This window comes from Sphingobacterium faecale (assembly GCF_016746095.1).
Classification (GTDB): domain Bacteria; phylum Bacteroidota; class Bacteroidia; order Sphingobacteriales; family Sphingobacteriaceae; genus Sphingobacterium; species Sphingobacterium faecale.
In genome coordinates, this window is record NZ_JAERTY010000004.1 from 370,886 (window position 1) to 387,584 (window position 16,699).

A 16,699-nucleotide genomic window follows, 5' to 3' on the forward strand; every position below is an offset into this window, starting at 1 on the left:
ATAATGAACAGAAAAGGAACCTCCCTTGCTCAATGGTTGAGCGTGAGAAACTACGCGACCACGACCCTAAAAAATTAAGGGAGGTCCTCACTGAATATCTACGATTTTTATTTAAGTCTATACTTCTCATTCATACTGGTTTTAGGTTTCTCACGCCGTCCCCGATGAATGATAGAGCAAATATACTAAAACATAATGTTGTTACAAGAACTTATAACAAAAAAGTTTTAAATAAAGGCTTATTTGGCTAAATCTGATATGAACGAAGAAAGAGATTTAGTTAGATTATCTGAAATAGGCTCATTCCTAAGAGAAAGACGCAAGAAAGCTGGCCTTAGTCAAGATCAACTCGCAGCTCGCTGTGATTTAACAAAGAGCAATATCAGCAATATAGAAAATGGCAAAAAAGACTTTAACTTCACTACTTTCTTGGAATATTCTAAAGGATTAGGAAAACAGCCTAAAGAACTCTTAAATAAGGAGTTTGATTTTTCTAAAGATTGGTCTCTTAAAAAGTAAGGCTTCAGCCTGCTTTTAAGAAAGCTCAGCAATCCGTCTGTTACACAATTCTTTGACGGATAACTCTATTTTTTCAACCTTAGCTATTAATTTTCTTAGGTCTTCAATATCAATAGAATAATCATCTTGGTAACGAGCATCTAAGTATGCCTTATTAAGAATATCAAACAAGCGATATTCTTCACGATCGTCAATAGGATATTTAAAGATTTTATTTAGCTCTTCGTCAATATGTTTGGAATATTTACGATAGACTTTTAACTTGTGTGTTTTCGGCTTATACCCAGTGTAAACTAACAAAAGTCCTCCATAGAACTTTTCCGCAGTTTGATTTAGATTAAAAACAACTTGTCTAAAATCAAGTCCTTTTTGTTGAGCATTATCAAACAAGACTTTAGTTCCATCTAAAAACGAACTTCCTGTTTTTATCCAATTATCAAAGTTCCGAACTGTAAGCTCTTTTTCTTGTTCTCTACTCAAAGGTTTAGGTTCAGAAAAAGCACAACCTTCAGTGTCAAAAAGAACAATTCCTTCTTTGATAATATCCCGAAAGAAGTACTGTCCCGTTTCAAGTCCCTTATTGACATAATTGAAACTGTGTACTATGGGACTTACATCATTCTTATATTTCAGGGTTCTGTTTTCAATCTTGCTCGCTATATCATGCTCCTTATCCTTGTCTCCATCAGGTATGACGACAAGTATATCGTAATCGCTGATGTAAGAATATGTAGCTCCCCTCTCCTCATATTCATCCTCCACCCACTTGTCAGACGTATGGCTACCAAACAAGATAATCTTAGCCGGATCAGTCACCTCACGGATAACCTCTACGATCTCAGCAAGTTCATTCTGCTTATGCTCCGGTAAATGGGATAAAAGTTGGCTCATACTGTAAAGATAACGAATAAAGAAGTTGGAAATAAATCTGATCTAATATTTTAACTAAAGACACACCGAGCTTGCGAGCTCAGCGTAGCTAAATAGCGGGCGTTACCAAAGTGTGGGAAGAGTTCAAGAAATAGAACTTGACAAAAAGTAACTTTTAAATTACCTTTATATTATGAGAGTTATAGAATTCATAGCAAGTTCAGTTGTTTGAAGTTAAAGTAAATGGAAAATAAAAACTGGAAAGATATAAAGGACGATGTGTACGGTAAAGTAGGCACTGAAAGACGTGATGAACTCGATAGGGACTTCGAATCTTTTAAAATCGGTTTGCTGCTTAAAAAAGCCCGTGAAGAAAAACACTTGACCCAATCCGAACTTGCAGAAATCATCGACAAGAAGCGTGAGTACATTTCAAAAATAGAGAATAACGGGAGTAACATCACCCTAAAAACCTTATACGATGTCGTCGAAAAAGGATTGGGTGGAAAAGTCAAAATATCCATTGAATTTTAAATTCTCACCCGTCCTTAACCTTGATCGAAGCTGAAAAAACCGATGTCGTTCATGCCGACAAGCCGGAACAAATCGTAGCGGATGGACTATGTTATCAGATATGGAGTTTGTAGAAGAGTTCGTCAAAGATGGCGAGAACTGGTTGCTGTATCATGTTAGCCGGTAAGGTGCTCAACTAAAAACACAGAAACCATCTTTGACCTTTACACGAATTTACTATGCAAACATAGATTGGCACAACTTTTGCAATTACTTTAGTATTCATAATTTAGGTTAATAATTGGTTAGTTAAAAATACCTGAAGCTCCCCGCTTCAGGTATTTTTTTATATTGATTATACCCGACGAACGTTTAATACTTACCTATAAAGGGGAACTGTACTGTTCAAGCAGGTTGGCTATTTCTTCCTGTTTATTTTTTGTTGCAAAAGTAAGGGCATTATAACCGCCTTTTTCCTCAGCGCGAACATCTGCACCGGCTGAAATCAATAATTTGACGCTTTCGATATCTCCCTTAATGGTTGCTGACATTAAAGGTGTAATTCCCTTTTTACTTTTGACATTGACATCTGCCTTACCTTTGATCAGTGCACGTATGCTTTCTGCTTTTCCGTTTTGTGCCGCCCATGTCAATGCTGTAAACCCGCCTTTGTCTTTAATATCGGGATCAACCCCTGCCTCCAACAGTGCATTGATCAGGTCTACCCTCCCATTATAAGCAGGCAAAAACAAGGCTGTTTGCTTGTCTTTATCTTGTCCCTTTAAATCTGCCCCTGCATCGATTACCATTTGTAGGATAGCAACATTCGGCTGTGTACAAGCATAGTGCAGAGCAGCCTCTCCGTAAATATCTTGGATATCGGTCTTGGCATTTGCTTTTAACAAGCTATTAACGATATCGATATATCCTCCTCTCAACGCTCCTTTTAAAGCGGTAAATCCTTGTATATTGGAAAGATCGACATCCGCTCCAGACGCTATCAGTAACAACACCAAATCCAAATAACCAAAATTCGAAGCAATCATCAAGGCCGTAGTTCCGATATGGAATGGCTCATAATTTTTCGCTTCTCCTTCCTGCAGTGTGGTATTCGGGCCAGCTGCTATAAGTTTCTTAATCTCAGGAATCCCTTTGTCCGTATCGGAATAGGCATTTATCTGTGCTAACAGTTGACTTTTATGATTCACTATAATAAAAAATATGCTTGCAGAGCTAAGATAGCCAAAATATCAACTTAACACGTCAAAATAACCCCTCTAACAATTTTCTTAGTGCTGATGTTCCGTTGGAGGGGCTCACCTGTGATAACTTCAAAGAAGTACATCCGTTGAAAAGGACGAATTGTTTTATGCGTTCCGCAAAAGGTTTTGCCCATAAATCAAGGTCAACCGACTGATTTTCCACATGCAGATGGATAATTTCAAATTGCTGCTGCTTTCTGTGCGCCTTGCAGTCTACACGACCCACAAATGTATTACCAAATAAGATCGGTAAACAAAAGTATCCATACTGTCGCTTCTCTTTTGGTGCATAGCATTCCATGCGATAATCAAAATCAAAGAATTGCTTGAGGCGATCGCGGTGTATGATCGCATTATCGAATGGTGATAGCAGTCTGATCTCTGTAGTGTTTCGTTCTGCTTTTACCTCCATCAAATCACACCGTACGAATACAGGCGGACAGCCTTTGATATGGATTGATTCGACCATTCGTCCTTCGAGCATGACCGACAAGACTTCATTTACATCTTTCCTTATCCCCTCTCCGGTCTTGAGATGCGTAATCTGCTTGACTGTAGTCCATCCGTAGGCATTCAGATAGGTTTTGACCAGATAGCTTGCGAACTCCATGGGACTGGGCATCCTGAGATCTATAGTCGCTGGTAACACACGTTCAGGCAAATCGTAAGTCTTCTGCATACCTTCACGTCCTGAAACCATCAGATCACCTTGTAAAAAAAGGCGTTCTAAAGCAATCTTTGTTGGCTTCCAATCCCACCAACTCCCTTTTTTCTTAGCTTGATTTTCAAAGTCACGGGCTCTTTTTGGTCCTTCCGCGCGAATCGTATCTATGATGTATTGCATCACCGTAGAATCGACCTTATAATAATGAGAATCATTATCCCTAACTTCCAGCATCTGTAGTTGAGCAAAGCGATAGTCTCGTATCGGAAGATAAGAAGCGGCATGAAACCAGTACTCAAAAATCTGGCGTTCTTGCACCAACTCGTCTAAGTAATCTGTCTTATAATCAGGAATCCGAGTCCAAAGCGTGTGATGATGAGCTCTTTCGACAACCGATAGGGTATCTATTTGCAGATAACCGAGCTGTCCCACCGCCTGGCCTACAGCAGCTTTTCCGCCTCCAAATAGAGCATCATAACGTAATCCCTGTCTTTCTAATGTAATAGACTTTAACTCCTCTAGTGTCAACATTTTGTGCGCTATATTTAGGCTAAATTATCCGCAAAAGATAAGCTTCTATAAGCATATCTCAGCTATCTCTTTACTTTTTTATTTGCCTACAAAGGTAAGATGCCCCTGTGACAGCCCTATGGCAAGAGGATTATGCTATATCTTGAAGAAAAAATGTATATTAGTTGTACAAAAAAAGAGATTGAAGAATTGATAATGTGGTAATTAATCAAAAAAGAAACGTATATATGAGAACATTTATTATTTTTTTACTCACACTGGCTGTGGCGCCATCATTTGCACAAATGACAACAAGTCAAAAATATGGTTTACAGACTACAGAACGTAGAGACACTGCATTTCGTGTAATAAACATGAATAAAACCAAGAAGCCAATGCCAATAGCGTTTTTTCTCAACGGAAAGTTTATCGGCTCCCATTTTTTAGTCAAACCGGATTTTGTAGAGAATATCAACGTCGTAAAGCGAGACACCCTGATCGGAGCAAAAAACTATACTGGCCAAATCTATATCAAGGTTAAAAGCGATTACACTCCCAAGTTTATCTCTCTAGCCGATATAAAAGCTAAGTATACCGAATTTAAAGAAATGCCTGTTGTATTTATGCTTGATGCGAATATTATAAATTCCGAACCCGATAGCTATTTTGTAGACGAAAACATGCTTTTATCTGTAGTCGTCGACAGTCTGGATGCTATTGAAATAGGTGTAATAAAACTGGTCACAAGGACTGAAGAAAACATAAAAAAACGTAATAACATTATCCTTCGTGGAAATGAACTCGTGGATAATAAAGAGACAGCTGCATTGAGCAATGACAGAACACCTAAAATACTATAAATTTGACGAGGGGATCGCGACAGAACATATTGGAGTATGGTGTCATGAAGCAGAAAAAAGAGCTACTGTACACAAATGTCTATACCCTCGTCTACGCCAAGAATATGGATTTGAGTTGATGCACTGATATATCCGCTATATAGGTAGTATCAGTAGACATACAAGCCAAGATTCCCCTCATTCCGACAGGTCGGAATAAGTCGTGGCGAGAGCACGTATGGAGAATACAGCTTCTATACGAGTTTTTGACAAACCAGATATGAAGTTTGTAGAAGAATTCCTTGAAAGTGCCCAGAACCGGGTGCTTTATAAGGTTGCAGGTAGGTTGTAAAATCTGAGAAGGCTTTGACGAATGGTAGATGCAAATATTAACAATCAGTTACGTGCCAAAGCAATCTTGTTCATCTTATTTGTTATCCGATCCGATAACAAATGTGAGCGAAAAGAATGACATTAACGAAAAAATAAAACTGAAGCGGAAGGAGGAAGCCTATACTTCCCCTTTTCGTTTCACTTTCAGTTTTTCACTTTCAACAGTCTCTTCTTCCAACAATATCCCTTGCTGTGATAAAAACAGTTTCACATCCTCCAAAGAAAAGAAATGATCAATTTTGATCTCACCATTAATACGGATATCATAGTCCGAAGTGATATAATTATAGCCTTTATCTGCCTTTAGCATTACCAATGCCCGTATAAAATCAGCTACTGTGGCATTTTTAAAGATCACCTTGCCGTTGTTGACTTTAAACCCTCCATCTTCTTTTCCTGATAAGTCTCCTAGCCCGTAATTCGCTTCACGACTAAAACGCCATACCTTCAACACTGCAGGCTGCCATGATGCCTGTACATCAAAATAACGCTCAAAATCAATCCGCAACAACTCGCTAAACTCACTAAAGGACCGAATATCCGCCTTTCGTTCATAAGAACGTACGTACCGCTTCTTCCATGTGTCCGCAGCTTCGCGATCTTGCTCTATGACCTCTCGCGCCTTTTGCGAAAACTCAAACAGATTATCCCCCACAGCATAACGTCCTCCAAAGTGCTGATTGTAAAATTTCATCTGCACCATACTTCGTATCCAAAATAGCGGCAATATATTGATTCCTCGGTAACGGACAGAGGTGCTATCATGAAACATAGTTTCAAAGCCATGTGGGGCACTTTCCAAGAAACTATCCAAGAAGAAAGAATATTCTCCCTTTTCAATAAACCCATTGTGCAGTGGTAAAGGAACCTGCAGATCAAATGAACCATCGACTTTACGAAGTACATCAAGCTTATCTCCCTGCAGTACCCTTTGAATATTTGTCCGCGTCAAATTATAACCATAGGTATTATATAGGAGCTGGCCCTCTCGATCAAGCCACACGTGATGAGGCACACTTTTATACGGAAATTGTGCCGACAGCAACGAATCATTCATAACAAAGGATAAGTTATCAAACGAAATGCCCAGCCGTTGAAACAACGTCTTTACTTTTTGTTCGGGATCTTTGGTAACACAGATGATCTTGAGATCATCTGTGAACTCCCGTTGCAACGAATCCAACTTTGGCATCGCAGCTATACAGTTTGGACACCAGATGTTCCAAAAGTCAAGAATCACCACTTTGCCCCTATAGTCTTCCAGCGTCCTCGATACCTCCCCAGTGGGAAGTATCTCTCTAAACGCTATAGTATCCCAAAGCTGTACAACAGGCTGCTGTCCGAGCACCCGACCTAGTGGAGACAACAGTAAGATGATTAGCAGATATCTATTCATAGCCTTCATTTTGGGTCAATAACGGATTTTTACGAATCTGGCTCCATGGTATCATCCAGTGGACGGCTGTAGATTTCCATTTCGGTTTTAAGGCTCCCAAGACCTCATCTGCCTTACCTAATCTTTTCAGATCAAACCAGCGGTAGCCGAGTTCGGCAAAAAGCTCCTGTCTACGTTCTGTAAGTAGGAGCTTCCATAAATCAGCTACAAGCGTATCCAATGCTAATTTCTCCAACCCACTCCGCGATCGAATTTTGTTCAAATCCACTATAGCAAGATCAGGACGATCTAGACGGAGTGCCGCTTCGGCACGGATTAAATACTGCTCGGCCAATCTAAACAGCACATAATCTTCGGTCAGGACCGTAGTCCTTGCCTTATACTTCGTAGGGTGATAAAGCTGCTCACCGCTATATAAACGTCCCTCTATCCATGCTGATCTACGCTTATCCGTGGGTGCAAATGAATGGACCAGATCCTGCTGCAATACGTAGGCCGGAGAACTGCTCGAATTTGCCGGAACGAAAAAAGTCGACTCCCATGTATTAAAAAGTTGATTTATCCGGGTGAGTTGAAAAATAGTTTCCTTGCTCTCGCGCAGAAAAACCTTTGATAGTTCAGACTCCAGCTCATATATATCCGACCTGATGATAGCATCGGCATGGTCAAAGGCAAGCTGGTCTTCACCGTTCTGCAGCGCAACACGTGCTGCCAAAGCCTGTACCGCATAGCGATTGGGACTATTTTTAACCCCGTCTCGATATTCCGCTTCCAGAAGATGACTTGCATCCTGCAGATCAGTAAGGATCTTCTTCACAACATCCTGCTTGGCCGCTCTTGCCATCGTCCCACTTTTGCGATAATCGGTAGACAATACAAGAGGTACGTCACCAAATAGCTCCGTCAGGTAATAATAGACCAACGAGCGCATAAAATAAGCCTCACCGATAATTGTATTTTTAACACCTTCATCCAGATTCGAATCCAAAGCTCCTTCTATACAACTATTGGCTGCATAGATATATTGATAGCCTTCTATCCAGAATGCTGCAAGCGTCCCGTCATTCTGTTGTGTGAGATTGGACTCCAAAAATTCATCCCGATTTGAGGCTGTAAAATAATACAGTTCATCCGCATACATACCGGGATAAATCGTGAGACCTCCCGTAAACATACGTCCACCCCCAAACTGTTGGGTAAGTCCGTACATACCATTCAGTGCAGTATGTGCCGTACTCTTATCCGTAAAAACATTTGCTCTATTCAACTGATCTTTGGGCAAATCCACCGTCAAAAAATCTTTACAGCCCTGTAACAACACAAGACTGCATATGCCTATAATATAAAATATATTGTTCATAAAATTAGAATGTTAGATTAGCACCAAAATTCCAAATCCTTAAAGGAGGAACTGACCGTAGACTCTGTACCTCAGGATCTAACCCCATATACTTCGTCAATGTCAACAGATTCTGCCCCCTTAAACTCAATGTAAGCCGCTTTACCCCTAGCTTGGAACAGATTGATGAGGGCACGCTGTACATCAGATTTATATTTTTCAACCTTAAATATGAAGCATCGGTAATGACGGCATCCGAATTGCTGGCCCATTGGTACGAAGTACGCGTGGCATTGAAGGATCTGGTGGCCTTAGCGTAGCTAGCAACATCACCCTCTTTACGCCATCGGTCATCTACTATGTCCAGCACATTGAGTCCGCTACCCAATGGACTTAAACTACTATAGATCGGATGTCGACCGTTCTGCTGAACGAACTGAAAGAATATATCCATCGAAAAACTGCCTATGGATAGCGTATTATTCAGCCCTCCGTAAAAGCGAGGTCTAAAATGACCGATAGGCACATAGTCCAGATAATTAAACGTACCATCGCCATTGGTATCTGTCACTTGATAATTTCCCGTCTGTGGATCTACTCCTTCAAAGCGAAATCCCATCATGATATCCAATGGCTGTCCCACTGCATAAGAGCTGTTATAGGTTGAAGATTCCAGATCTGGAAAAGCCAGTAACTTGTTTCGATGCCAGCTTATATTGATCCCTGACGTCCAGCGTATCCGTTCTGTCCGTAAGGGATGCCCTGTAACAGCAAGCTCAAAGCCTTGATTTCTTACCTTGCCCGGAAAATTCTTCAGAATAGATGCAAAGCCGGTCTGATCGGGTAGACTATATTGTACCAATTGATTGTCACTTGTATTTTTGTAATAGTCGGCGTTTAAAGACAGTCGGCTATCCCAAAATGACAGTTCCAGTCCCACATCCAGCTTACGGAACTGCTCCCAGCCATATGTCGGATTGTATAGCCTCATCGGTTGTAAGCTTATCCCATTATAACCATCATTCGCAATCTTATAATTATCTAGATACATATAGTCCCCGATCTGATCATTACCTGTCGTGCCGTAACTGGCCCTCAGCTTACCGAAGGATAGATATTTGCTTTCTTTAAGCAGAGGCACCTCCGTAAATATCCATGCCCCCGAAAGAGCTCCAAAGAAAGCGTACCTATTATCTACAGCAAAGCGGGAAGAGCCGTCCCTTCGAGCACTCGCACCGATCAAAAACTGCTTCTTTAAATTCAGGTGTACCCGAGCAAAGCCGCCCTGATATCTATAATCGCTATAGCGATCTGAAGGAGTGACACTACCGGCCCCTTTTATAGTACCCAGCAAGGCATCGTTTTCATAATTTATGGCCGACATCTGATTATTATTCATCGTCCTACGTGTCAAGGTCCCGCCTACCAGGAATGCTGCATCTATCCCCGACGCCACAGACCAGGTATAATCTACTTGTGGTTCAATATTCCAGCTCAGATTATAAGTATTCGTAAAACTAGCACTCCCTTTCAATCCTTCATTTGGATTTTTAGCCATTTTTGGACTCTTTGAAGACTCGTCATAGGTGTCATATGTCAATCCGGTATTTAATGACAAAGAAAGATTGGACATAAAACGATACTTGGCTCGGAGTGTAGGAAAAAAACGATGGTTTTGACTTTCAAACGTTTGATAAAGGTAAGAAAGCGGATTGCCATAATTTTTGGTTGCATCATCCCAGACCAACCGGCCGCCTTCGTCGATAAGGCGGAATCCATATGGCACTTTATTCAAATTTTCCGCGAGTTCTGCGACAGCTTGTGAGGTCTTGCCATAACTATATGCCAACCCAGTACTTATACTGAGCCGATCACGGGGGCGCCCGTGACTGAGGATTGAGGTAAAGCTTGCTCTACTTACACCATCATCACCCGGATAGACATTTCCTTCGCTGTAAAGCGCACCGCTAAGCCTAAAACTCGTCATATCCGATCCACCCTCTAGAGACAGACTGCTATTTCGACTGTGTGCCGTCTTTCCCATTATAATACTCCCCCAGTCATTAACTATATTTGTATCCAGTCCAATAAGATCCCTTGCGTTCCCCAAGGTCGGTGTCACTTTATCATTTTTGAAAGCTTCACGTCTCAGTTCCCTAAATTTTTCAGGAGAAAGCACTTTGGGCATCTGCGAAACATTTGAGATACCGCTATTATGGAATACATGGAACTGTAGTCTCCCCCTTAACGCTGCTTTGGTAGTGATCAGTACCACACCGTTTGCTCCCCTAGAACCGTAGATCGATGTAGCTTCAGCATCCTTTAGTACATCAATACGCTCGATCTCATCTGGATTGATCATATTAAAGGGACTATTTACATTGAATGTATTGGAAAAATTAGATCCATTATCCACATCAAAAGGTATCCCGTCAATAAGAAATAGTGGGTTATTTCCCTGCTCTATAGAATTACGCCCGCGTATCTGTACAGAGAATTTTGCTCCCGGAAGGCCATTATTCTGCTCTACTATAACACCGGGCAATCTTCCCTGCAGGGCGGCTAAAGGATTACTTACGGGCTGTGCAGCAATATCTTTTGATCCTATCGAGGCCACTGATCCAGTATTGAATCTCTTGGTTGTGATACCATAACCTATTACGACTGCCTCATCCAAAATATTATCCGAGGGGATTAAACTTATTTCTATTAATGTAGCTGTGTTCTCATAGGCAACCCGTTGCTCATTATAGCCGATATGTTTTATAGTTAGTACTCCTGTGGGTTTGTCCACGCTGATGGTAAACCTCCCCTCCCTATCAGTAAGCGTGTGTTTCTTATCCACGGTTACAGAAGCTCCCTCGATAGCCTGCCCATCGGCAAGCGAGCGTACCTCCCCCTGCAACTCATACTGTTGTTGTTGGACGTCTTCTGTTAGGATATTCCGAACGGCTGCTACTCTTCTCGCTTCCCGTATCACGATAGAATTGTCTTCTATATTGTACTGGAGATTTCTGGATATCAGCAGCTCATCAAGTGCTTCTTTCAGCGGTGTCTTCTGTATCTGTATGGTAATGTCTTTAATATCGGATATCAATTTATAGTCCAACACGAGGAAATCATACCCCGTTTGCTTACTTATCTTATCCATTACCTTCTGGAGTGAGGCTTTCTTTTCGTTCAGGCTAATACGCTGCGCCAGTACATTTGCGTGTACATGCAGCAGCATCGCTGTCATCATTATTAGAATCAATTTCATAATGAGCAGTATTTTCAACGGTATACGCCAAGGGCATACCGCTTTGTTTAAAGCTAATATTTGCATATTTTTACTTCGGTTTGAGTTATTACTGACTAATGATCGCAAATTATTTTTCCCGTATTACGGGATAGGTTGGCTCAAACTTCAGCCGGTCGTGCTTCCAACACTTCCGGCTTTTATTTTGTCCAGCCCCGTTGAGTCGTTAGATTATTAGAGGTAGTCGTATATTCATTTTTGGGGTTATTTTAAGTTAGTATATATGGTCTATGCCATTAATGTGATTGCTTAGCGGACCGTAATCTGTTTTCCTTGGATATCGCATTTTACTTTACCGGTGCGCTCCATGAGGTCTAGCACTGCGCGGATAGTCCTTGATCTGGATATGGTTCCTCCCACCGTAATGTGTTTGGTCTGCTCGCGTGCAAATACTACGTCTACATCATACCAACGTGCTACTGTCCGGAATACCTCTTCTAGCGTCTCTCCACGGAACACAAAATTCCCTTGTTGCCAACCCAATACCTGATCCAGATCAGCCTCTGCCAGACTGATGGGCGAACCTTCGGTACGTACAGCCTGTTGCCTCGGACGGAGCGCAACGTCATTTACCTTAGCAGCTCCCTCGACGAGGGTAGTCACCTGGGGTCCATCATTGATATAACTGCGGATATTGAAGGAAGTCCCCAGATCCTCTACAAGCTGCCCTTTGCTAACTACATAAAAGGGGTTACCTACCTCATGTTTAACTACAAAAAAGCCTTCCCCGTCTAGCGTTACACGACGCTCTCTACCCTCGAATCGGGAAGGAAAACTAAGTTTTGAATCCGCATTGAGCCATACCTTAGTACCATCCGACAGGGTGAAGGTATACACCTGCCCCCTACCTGTGGTCGCTATCAGTTGGTCGACAACCTGTGCCTGCGATTGGCTTTTCTCCAAGACGGCAGTACCATCTTCGTAAGTAATTGTAGTCCCTATAACCGCCCCTTTTTTGGCGGTATCCAAAGCTACCTGTCGCCCGTCTGCCATAGTCAGTGTGGCTCCAAATCCGCCCGGTGCAATATCCACCTGTGAAGCAATAGAATTCACATCCCCCTGCTCACCCGGAACGATGAAAAATAGCCAAGTGCCTACTATAACCAAGATGGCGACAGCAGCAGCTAAGGACAGGTAAGGCCACCTGAACGGTCTGATATTACGTACGGGATACGGAGAGATCCTGTGCCATACACGGTTCTTGCGTGCAACGATGTCCTTGATCTTGCCTAAATCGGGCTGTCGCTCAGCAGCTTTATTAAAATAATCATTGACTACCTGAGCTTCCTGTTCCGTAACCTCTCCCCTCAGGTATCTATCGATTAGATCTTCGCATATATCTTTGTTATTCTCCATATCTTAGAAGTATTGAATCATAGGTGTAGTCGTGTAAGAATAGGTATTGTTATAGTATCCTATCTAAAAATTTATTTGCCCATAGTATGGATAGCATAAACAATAGCGCTACAAGACAGGAAATACTTGCGCGAAGCCTAACGATTGCATTGTGGATCTGTTGTCTTACCGTGCCTTCGGAGAGGGTAAGCGCTGCCGCGATCTCTTTATTGCTCAGGTAGTGCTTACGGCTCAGTTCGAATATGGCGCGCATTTTTTCGGGTAGATTCTGGATCCCGCGATCAATCTGTCTTTCGAGATCACGTTGTATAACCAGCTCATCGGTAGACCATTCGCCTTTTGCGATATAATCCTTCAGGCCGGCCATATAGGTATAGCGTGACTGTTGACGTCTACTATGATCTATAAGGGCATACCGGGCAGACTGATAGAGATAGGCTCGTAAGGAGGTGATCCCTGAAGAAGTTCGATTCTCGTACAAGGACAGGAAGATCTCCTGTGTCAGATCTTCTGCCTGATCATCATCCTGAAGCATCTTACGTACGAAAGCATAGATAACCCCAAAATACCGATCATAGACTTCTGCAAAAGCCTTATCATCAGCAGCCATAAGACCAGTCAGCTCTAGATCTGAATACGCTCGGTATATCGATTTCATAATTACTAAGAAACTTATAGGTTTATAATACCCTAATATATAACTTATTCCCTAATATTAGCTGCTCCCAAAAGCATACTATAGGATTCACAATTGTAAGGTAGACGGATGAGATGGAGGGTTGTTATAGAGGAGGTAGAAAAGTTTCTTAAGTAAATGTTAACCAGCTCATAATATCTTGCTAGTATAACAGACCTGTAAGATAAAAGCCGTTCCAAATCTTACTTCAGAACGGCTTTTATCTTATAAAAATCTGATCTGTGAAGCATCTTGTGCTATGTCAATTGAATTCTCGTAGCGGCCCACTATGAGTAATCAATTTGCTTTTATCAGTGACAATAACGACATCAGCCAGACCAACGCGGGACTCATCGACTACTTTTCCTTTAATATACTGTTGAAAGAAGGAAATTGAACTGTAACAGACATATATCCATACAATTTTATACCTTACCACAATTATAGATTTCAATTAATTTCGCTGGGATATAAAACATAGTTCGACCATCCGGCGTTCCTTCTTAACACTGATTCCGTATTTTGCGAGGATAGTGATAGCACTGTCCAGAGGGACATCTGTAAAATCTTTGCTATCAGCAGATATAGCTGTGAGACCGGTCTCGTCCATGACCAGCTCCCTATCAGGGCAGATGTTATCCAGCCAGCCTGAGATTCTTTTGAGCGAGACCGCACTCGCTGTCGCACCTACTGCATCCTCTTTCTTTGAAGAATAAGAAAGCACTAGGCAGTCTTTCGGCACCATGCGTAGTTCATAATGTAAAGGAGCGACGGTAATGATATCTTGAAAAGCGGCTCGGGATAACTTGGCCGTTGAGACTCCTGATTCGATCAAGTCTAGTGTAAATCGCTCGTTATCTCCTTCCTTCTCCCCGCTTTCGTCGATTCCTTCGTAAATAAATCTTTTAGGACTATAGCGGCCCCAAATCACCATCAATAAGGTACGGATAGCACCCACGGCATTCATATTGCTCAATAGTACTCTGCTGGCTCCATCATGGTACATCTTAAAATTGGACATGGACGGGAGCCCCGGCACGTATCCTTTGTAAAACATTTTATAGCCGTTTACCCTCGTATGATCGGGTAACAATCCCTTGTCCACAAATAACGGCATCAACGGATCTACATCCACCTTTGAATTCAGCGAAGGAATCTGACTATGTAGTATCCGTTGTATATTTGGTACGTTGACCGCATCGAGCCCTGTAATGGCTACCACAGTACCCGTACCATCGATCCATACATAATGTGGTACCAATCGATGTGGAAAAAACTGCGCCAATTCCTCGCTGACTATACTGAAGAAAGGCTTATCTTTCATGGCAGGAAGGCTGAAAAAAGCTTGTACAACTTCGGGGGTCTGTTTTGTTACAGGTAAAAGCACGACATCATTACCAATAGACCTACCCAGACTATCGTGAGCTTGGATAGCCTTGATACAGCTACTACACCAGGTCGCCCAAAAATCCAATATAATCAGCTTCCCCTTATAGTCTTGTAGTTTTATAAGATCCTTTCTATTAGGATGATTAAGAACATTAAGTGGCATACGCCAAACTTCTTCAGACAATTTATCTCCAACTTTCAATGGAGTAATAATCATATTATTAGAAACAACAGCGTCACTATTCAATGATTGCGCTGAGCTCATTAAATATGAAATAAGAAAACAAACTGCGAAAAACAGTTTAGAATTGAATTTTATCATCTCTTTAATTTAAGGGTTTTGGGGCATGCCGGATTGGCTTATAACATCTTCCGGAATTGTCAGGTTAAAGCGAGGAGATCCAGGTAGCAGCTCGTACCCCGTAGTCCCTAGCACTCTTTTCAGCTTAATATTAGCCCCATCCCGATTCAGACGTTTGATATCCATCCAACGAATACCCGAAAACAAGAGTTCCTTTCGTCGCTCCTCCAAGATAATCCCCAAAAGTAAACGAGGATCACGTTGTTTGACAGGCTGAAAAGCATCCCTGATATACCTTTTTTCTAACAAGGCATTCAGATCGAGTAATGCCTGCTCGACGTTTCCTAGCCTTGCACTACATTCTGCCCGCATCAGATAAAGTTCATCCGTAGCCACACCACCGAATAGTGTAATAGAATAATATCCTTTGAAAGAATAACTTCCATCATTCTCTGGAGTAAAATAGGCTGTTTTTCGGATATCCGACGCTTCGTACATAGCATACAAACTAGAGTCTACCCGGGCATTCTTCGCGTACAGATTGGGGTGGCTTATATAACTATCAAACAGAACCTCTTTATTAAACTGTTTAAAAGGCTGGATACTGCTAGGATCGATCTCTGTTCTATAGTCGATCAGATCGCTATTGATCGTCATTGCAAGATCGGTATAGTGATAACAGCTGTCATAGCGCCCCATAGCTAGATAGACTCGGGCCAACAGACCGTAAGCAGCAGGCTTAGAAGCGCGGGTTTTGACTAGTGGTGTTTCGGGTAATAAATCGACGGCCTGTTTTAGATCATCAATAACCTGTCTATAGACTATTCTTACCGAAGGTCTCACCGACGGAATATTAAAATCCTGAGACAAGCGCAATGGGATACCCAGATCCTGATCGGCCGTATTCTCATTATAGATACTGGACCAAACCAGCACATTCTCAAAAAACTGCCTTGCCCTGATAAAATGCGCCTGCCCTTTGATATTGTTCCATTGATCTTGCTCCGTTTTATCAGGGATTATTTCTTGTATGTTATCCAATACCACATTAGTAGAATAAACGGACCGGTAAGAGAGCATCCATTCATTACTCAATGGCATGAAAATATTGTCTTTTTCCCAAAGATAAATCCGCCGATGAGCTTCCTGCGAAAGCCCCTTCCATGCAGACTCCGGAAGATAATAATCATCCGCAGATACTTCTCCAACTACGCCTCCCTTATTATCACTGATGAGATTAACATCATCCATCAAAGCTTGCAGATCCTTTAATTGACTCGGGATAGCGAGCCGCTGGTTTGGCTTTATGTCCAAAAATTTTTCACAGGAAGCGAAAAGCATCACAATTCCTATATATATTAAGGTCTTCATATA

14 protein-coding genes are annotated in these 16,699 nt (G+C 41.8%); 4 read left to right on the top strand and 10 right to left on the bottom strand.

Annotation, left to right across the window (positions count from 1 at the left end; all coding sequences use genetic code 11):
* The first annotated feature begins 243 nt into the window (after positions 1–243).
* Positions 244–519, top strand: a complete 276-nt coding sequence (locus JKG61_RS09595) for a helix-turn-helix domain-containing protein (RefSeq protein WP_202102750.1) — start codon at positions 244–246, stop codon at positions 517–519.
* Positions 520–534: 15 nt separating this feature from the next.
* Here the strand turns inward: JKG61_RS09595 and JKG61_RS09600 are convergent, their stop codons facing one another.
* Positions 535–1,410, bottom strand: a complete 876-nt coding sequence (locus JKG61_RS09600) for a HEPN domain-containing protein (protein ID WP_202102751.1) — start codon at positions 1,408–1,410, stop codon at positions 535–537.
* Positions 1,411–1,632: 222 nt separating this feature from the next.
* Here JKG61_RS09600 and JKG61_RS09605 point away from each other — a divergent pair, with 222 nt between their 5' ends.
* Positions 1,633–1,923, top strand: coding sequence for a helix-turn-helix domain-containing protein (locus JKG61_RS09605; protein WP_202102752.1), 291 nt, complete (start codon positions 1,633–1,635; stop codon positions 1,921–1,923).
* A 362-nt stretch (positions 1,924–2,285) separates the two neighbouring features.
* On the opposite strand, the gene JKG61_RS09610 is transcribed toward JKG61_RS09605, so the two are convergent.
* Together JKG61_RS09610 and JKG61_RS09615 are read right to left on the bottom strand one after the other, a co-directional pair.
* Complete coding sequence (locus tag JKG61_RS09610) at positions 2,286–3,110, bottom strand: ankyrin repeat domain-containing protein (RefSeq protein WP_202102753.1); 825 nt, start codon at positions 3,108–3,110, stop codon at positions 2,286–2,288.
* Between the two features lie 55 nt (positions 3,111–3,165).
* On the bottom strand, positions 3,166–4,359 hold the full coding sequence (locus JKG61_RS09615) for a winged helix-turn-helix domain-containing protein (RefSeq protein WP_202102754.1): 1,194 nt from the start codon (positions 4,357–4,359) through the stop codon (positions 3,166–3,168).
* 227 nt (positions 4,360–4,586) lie between these two features.
* Between JKG61_RS09615 and JKG61_RS09620 the strand changes: the two genes are divergently transcribed.
* The gene (locus JKG61_RS09620) at positions 4,587–5,198 is read left to right on the top strand and encodes a hypothetical protein (RefSeq protein WP_202102755.1); all 612 of its coding nucleotides are present in this window, start codon (positions 4,587–4,589) and stop codon (positions 5,196–5,198) included.
* Between the two features lie 490 nt (positions 5,199–5,688).
* On the opposite strand, the gene JKG61_RS09625 is transcribed toward JKG61_RS09620, so the two are convergent.
* The 5 genes from JKG61_RS09625 to JKG61_RS09645 all read right to left on the bottom strand — a co-directional run bounded on the left by JKG61_RS09625 (position 5,689) and on the right by JKG61_RS09645 (position 13,617).
* Positions 5,689–6,966: a TlpA family protein disulfide reductase gene (locus tag JKG61_RS09625; protein ID WP_202102756.1), complete on the bottom strand. Its 1,278-nt coding sequence runs from the start codon at positions 6,964–6,966 to the stop codon at positions 5,689–5,691.
* Complete coding sequence (locus JKG61_RS09630) at positions 6,959–8,326, bottom strand: RagB/SusD family nutrient uptake outer membrane protein (RefSeq protein ID WP_202102757.1); 1,368 nt, start codon at positions 8,324–8,326, stop codon at positions 6,959–6,961. The genes JKG61_RS09625 and JKG61_RS09630 overlap by 8 nt, the downstream gene beginning before the upstream one ends.
* Positions 8,327–8,330: 4 nt before the next feature.
* On the bottom strand, positions 8,331–11,564 hold the full coding sequence (locus JKG61_RS09635) for a SusC/RagA family TonB-linked outer membrane protein (protein ID WP_202102758.1): 3,234 nt from the start codon (positions 11,562–11,564) through the stop codon (positions 8,331–8,333).
* A gap of 288 nt (positions 11,565–11,852) precedes the next feature.
* A complete protein-coding gene (locus tag JKG61_RS09640) occupies positions 11,853–12,959 on the bottom strand; it encodes a FecR family protein (protein WP_202102759.1) in 1,107 nt (368 codons plus the stop codon).
* 49 nt (positions 12,960–13,008) lie between these two features.
* A complete protein-coding gene (locus JKG61_RS09645) occupies positions 13,009–13,617 on the bottom strand; it encodes an RNA polymerase sigma factor (RefSeq protein ID WP_202102760.1) in 609 nt (202 codons plus the stop codon).
* 307 nt (positions 13,618–13,924) lie between these two features.
* Between JKG61_RS09645 and JKG61_RS23085 the strand changes: the two genes are divergently transcribed.
* A complete protein-coding gene (locus tag JKG61_RS23085) occupies positions 13,925–14,032 on the top strand; it encodes a condensin complex subunit 2 (protein WP_262896198.1) in 108 nt (35 codons plus the stop codon).
* Positions 14,033–14,089: 57 nt separating this feature from the next.
* Here JKG61_RS23085 and JKG61_RS09650 read toward each other — a convergent pair whose 3' ends face one another.
* Both JKG61_RS09650 and JKG61_RS09655 read right to left on the bottom strand, forming a co-directional pair.
* The gene (locus JKG61_RS09650) at positions 14,090–15,289 is read right to left on the bottom strand and encodes a TlpA family protein disulfide reductase (RefSeq protein ID WP_202102761.1); all 1,200 of its coding nucleotides are present in this window, start codon (positions 15,287–15,289) and stop codon (positions 14,090–14,092) included.
* Positions 15,290–15,355: 66 nt separating this feature from the next.
* On the bottom strand, positions 15,356–16,696 hold the full coding sequence (locus JKG61_RS09655) for a RagB/SusD family nutrient uptake outer membrane protein (RefSeq protein WP_202102762.1): 1,341 nt from the start codon (positions 16,694–16,696) through the stop codon (positions 15,356–15,358).
* Positions 16,697–16,699 lie beyond the last annotated feature (3 nt).

Excerpts from the sequence above, each read along its gene's own strand:
- JKG61_RS09600 (WP_202102751.1), bottom strand. The coding sequence starts at position 1,410 with ATGAGCCAACTTTTATCCCATTTACCGGAGCATAAGCAGAATGAACTT.
- JKG61_RS09605 (WP_202102752.1), top strand. The coding sequence starts at position 1,633 with ATGGAAAATAAAAACTGGAAAGATATAAAGGACGATGTGTACGGTAAA.
- JKG61_RS09615 (WP_202102754.1), bottom strand. The coding sequence starts at position 4,359 with ATGTTGACACTAGAGGAGTTAAAGTCTATTACATTAGAAAGACAGGGA.
- JKG61_RS09620 (WP_202102755.1), top strand. The coding sequence starts at position 4,587 with ATGAGAACATTTATTATTTTTTTACTCACACTGGCTGTGGCGCCATCA.
- JKG61_RS09625 (WP_202102756.1), bottom strand. The coding sequence starts at position 6,966 with ATGAATAGATATCTGCTAATCATCTTACTGTTGTCTCCACTAGGTCGG.
- JKG61_RS09630 (WP_202102757.1), bottom strand. The coding sequence starts at position 8,326 with ATGAACAATATATTTTATATTATAGGCATATGCAGTCTTGTGTTGTTA.
- JKG61_RS09635 (WP_202102758.1), bottom strand. The coding sequence starts at position 11,564 with ATGAAATTGATTCTAATAATGATGACAGCGATGCTGCTGCATGTACAC.
- JKG61_RS09640 (WP_202102759.1), bottom strand. The coding sequence starts at position 12,959 with ATGGAGAATAACAAAGATATATGCGAAGATCTAATCGATAGATACCTG.
- JKG61_RS09645 (WP_202102760.1), bottom strand. The coding sequence starts at position 13,617 with ATGAAATCGATATACCGAGCGTATTCAGATCTAGAGCTGACTGGTCTT.
- JKG61_RS23085 (WP_262896198.1), top strand. The coding sequence starts at position 13,925 with ATGAGTAATCAATTTGCTTTTATCAGTGACAATAACGACATCAGCCAG.
- JKG61_RS09650 (WP_202102761.1), bottom strand. The coding sequence starts at position 15,289 with ATGAGCTCAGCGCAATCATTGAATAGTGACGCTGTTGTTTCTAATAAT.
- JKG61_RS09655 (WP_202102762.1), bottom strand. The coding sequence starts at position 16,696 with ATGAAGACCTTAATATATATAGGAATTGTGATGCTTTTCGCTTCCTGT.